The following is a 3,252-nucleotide window of genomic DNA, read 5'->3' on the forward strand; positions in this document are numbered from 1 at the left end:
CCCGGGTGAAGAAGTTGTTGAATACATAGCAAAACACTGTGGTGTTGAAACAGATAACGTTTACATTGCTGTTGCACCAACATCCTCTATCCCGGGTTCTGTACAGGTTTCCGCACGTGTGGTTGAAACCGGGATCCACAAACTTGAATCAGTAGGGTTTGACATAAACAAAATCAAAAGCGGATTCGGAGTTGCTCCTATTGCCCCTGTTGTCGGTGGAGACACAAAATGCATGGGTTCTACAAACGATTGCGTAATCTATTGTGGAGAAACTTATTATACCATTGAATACGGCAATGACAATGTAGAAGAACTTGAAGATTTTGTGAAGAAAACACCTTCTGCAAACTCCAGAGACTACGGAAAACCATTCTATGATACATTCAAGGAAGCAAACTTTGACTTCTATAAGATTGATGCAAACATGTTTGCTCCTGCAAAAATCACTGTCAATGACCTGACAAACAAGAAAACATTGACAAGTGGACGAATAAATCCGGGTATATTACTGGATTCTTTTGGTGTCAAAACCATTTAAATTTTAAATACATTATTTGAACTTATTATTTATGTCGTACAACCTTTCCACTGGTTGTACATATTTATTACTTTACAGGGGGATTATATGAAAGTTTTAAAAACTACAAAAGGTATTGGAGGACAGCTTACAGGATTCAGAGAACTGGTCAAGGAATCAGATAACATCACATTCATCGGTTCTCCAGGATTCTGTACTCCCTTTGCAGAATTACTGGCATTTGTTATCCGCGGCACAGGGAAAGGAATGGCATTTATACCAGGTCTAAAATATGAAAACGCAAAGTCCATAGTTGCTGCTGAAGATGGTATGCAGCTCGGTGAAAAAATCGACCCCAATGCAGACACCGTTGTTCTGTTGGGTGGTGTTGCGATGCCAAAGATGGGTATCGACCCTGCAGATATGAATGATATGGTTACAAAAACACTGGAAAATTCAGAAAACAAATTAATAATCGGTGTTTGCTTCCAGTCCGTTTTCCAGGAACAGGAATGGGACAACTATATTGATTTTGATTACATCATTGATTCAGACCTAACCAACAGCACAATAGAAGTTTGATGGTCTTACAAAAAAATAGAGACAAACCAGGAATAGTAAGCTAGCCATGATATATACAGCAAATAATCAGTGATTAATATGGAAAAAAGTACAAAAGATGAAATCAAGGAAGTAAAAGGTTTTCTGCCAAAAGCAATCAAATTTGCAAATGAAATAAACGAAGACTTTGCTGAAGGAATAGCAGAATTCTATCAGACAATCTGGGATGAACGCGAAAACGGCCTTTCCATGAAGGATAAACACATACTAGTATTTACAGTTGCATGTGCCTCCAACAATGTGGAAAGTGCATCCAAAATCCTTGAAAGGCTCAAAAAATTCGGAGCAACCCGTACCGAAATCTATGATGCCATGATGATGGCTGCCTGGACAGGCGGAATCCAGAACTTCACAAATGTAAGCAGCGAGTTGCTTGATAAAATCAATAAGCTGGGATTTGAATAAAACAGAACTATTTTTTTTTATTTTTTTATTCGGGTTTAAATATGTACGCATCAATTACCACGTGGTAAACACCCGGTGAATATTTTTTAATTATACGGCAGCCACAGATATCTGCTTTTTTCCCAAATTCAGAGGCAGTACGTTTTATTCTTGTTACAGGTCTTTCATAAAGACGATTTTCAGGCACTGTTTCATGATAATGCAGTATACCACCGGAATCCCTGATAGCCTGTATACCGTATCTTAAATAATGGTGTGTTGTTCTGACATATCCCATCAGTACCCTATCTGCTGTGTTTTCCGGTGTACATACACTGCAGTCACCATTAAAAGGAATTACTATATCACCAACATTATTCAGCTTTATGTTTTCCTGCAGATATTTAAAAGACCGGGGATTCATTTCTATGGCGATAAGTTTTTGTGGTTTTGAATGGACTGCCATTTGTATGGAAAAATACCCTATACCTGAAAACATATCCACAACTATTTCATCCTTTCCAAAAGCACCCATCCGCTGCCGTTCAGCCAGGTTACCCTTTGAATACATAACATCTGTTACATCCAGTTTGAAATAACACCGGTTTTCTTTATGGATTGTTTCAGTTGTTTCTCCAATGATAAGTTTTCTTTTGGGCTTCCTGAACTGACCTTCAATACCAAAATCTTCTACTACTGATTTACATTTTGGATACATCTCAAGAAGTATTTTCGCTATCAATATTTTTCTGTGGCACAATTCCTCAGGTATTCTTACAATGATTATATCGCCCACAAACTGCCATCCTGCCGGGAGATATTGATACTCCCTTTCTGGAATTTGATTTCTGAGCATTCCTTTTAAAGATTTGATTACAGGTTTATAATACACAGGTTTATCCTGTTCAATAACCTTATAACCATCAACATCATCTTTAACCGGAATTTCCAGAAACTCTCCAGTATAAAGGGCGTTTTTTTTGATTTTTCTGTTTCTGTCAAGTAAACCGGTGTCAGAAAGGTAGCATCGAACAGATTCAGCTTTTTCCTTTGGTACAAGTATCGCTTTTTTCATGGTTGAGTGGTACATTATAGCTATACAATTCGTTTATTTTTTAGATATTAGCAACAGTAACCTTTAGAATCAAGATTTATAAAGAAATCCCCGATGTATTTAGCATCGTGGTATGGTAAATAGTCAAAAAAATATAAGTATTTTGATAAACGATTGTATAATGTATGTATCTGACCCAGAAGAATCATCTCCGTATTGATAAGCAGACCTATGAGACCTTGAAGAGGCTGACCAAACTGTCCAAGAACCTGTATAATTTCACATTGTATACGATTAGACAGTATTTCTTCAACCATAATAAGTATCTCGACAAGGATAATGCTTATCACACGGTTAAAGAGAACGAGAACTATAAACTACTGCCATCACAGGTCGCCCAGAATACTGTGGAAACTGTGGATGGCAGTATAAACTCGTTCTTCAGACTTCTGGATAAGAAAAATAAAGGTGAATATGAAAAACCTGTTCCCCTTCCGAAGTATCTGGATAAAGACGGTAACTTCATATGTACTTTCAAGAAAGATCAGCTGAAGGTTATCGACGATAAAATCAGATTATCTTTGGGTTTAGATTATTACAAAACTTATGGAACCAAGTACCTGTATTTCAGGGTACCTGACAATATAATAGGTCAATACATCAATCAGGTTAGGAT

At 37.1% G+C, this 3,252-nt stretch carries 4 protein-coding genes and 1 pseudogene; 4 read left to right on the top strand and 1 reads right to left on the bottom strand.

The genetic code is table 11. The features are described 5' to 3' along the window. The 3 genes from mch to ACLFMM_RS09525 form a co-directional block, all read left to right on the top strand. Positions 1-538, top strand: a 538-nt coding sequence (gene mch, locus ACLFMM_RS09515) for a methenyltetrahydromethanopterin cyclohydrolase (RefSeq protein WP_410808496.1), incomplete at its 5' end; no start/stop codon positions are given. Between the two features lie 87 nt (positions 539-625). Then, positions 626-1,099, top strand: coding sequence for a DUF2124 family protein (locus ACLFMM_RS09520; RefSeq protein ID WP_410808497.1), 474 nt, complete (start codon positions 626-628; stop codon positions 1,097-1,099). A gap of 78 nt (positions 1,100-1,177) precedes the next feature. Continuing rightward, the gene (locus tag ACLFMM_RS09525) at positions 1,178-1,543 is read left to right on the top strand and encodes a carboxymuconolactone decarboxylase family protein (protein WP_410808498.1); all 366 of its coding nucleotides are present in this window, start codon (positions 1,178-1,180) and stop codon (positions 1,541-1,543) included. 25 nt (positions 1,544-1,568) lie between these two features. On the opposite strand, the gene ACLFMM_RS09530 is transcribed toward ACLFMM_RS09525, so the two are convergent. Further along, positions 1,569-2,597: a class I SAM-dependent methyltransferase gene (locus tag ACLFMM_RS09530; RefSeq protein ID WP_410808499.1), complete on the bottom strand. Its 1,029-nt coding sequence runs from the start codon at positions 2,595-2,597 to the stop codon at positions 1,569-1,571. A 164-nt stretch (positions 2,598-2,761) separates the two neighbouring features. Between ACLFMM_RS09530 and ACLFMM_RS09535 the strand changes: the two are divergent. Beyond that, positions 2,762-3,252: pseudogene (locus tag ACLFMM_RS09535) on the top strand (RNA-guided endonuclease TnpB family protein); the annotation flags it as partial.

The sequence above is a fragment of the Methanohalobium sp. genome, from assembly GCF_046546175.1.
In the GTDB taxonomy this organism is placed as follows: Archaea; Halobacteriota; Methanosarcinia; order Methanosarcinales; family Methanosarcinaceae; genus Methanohalobium.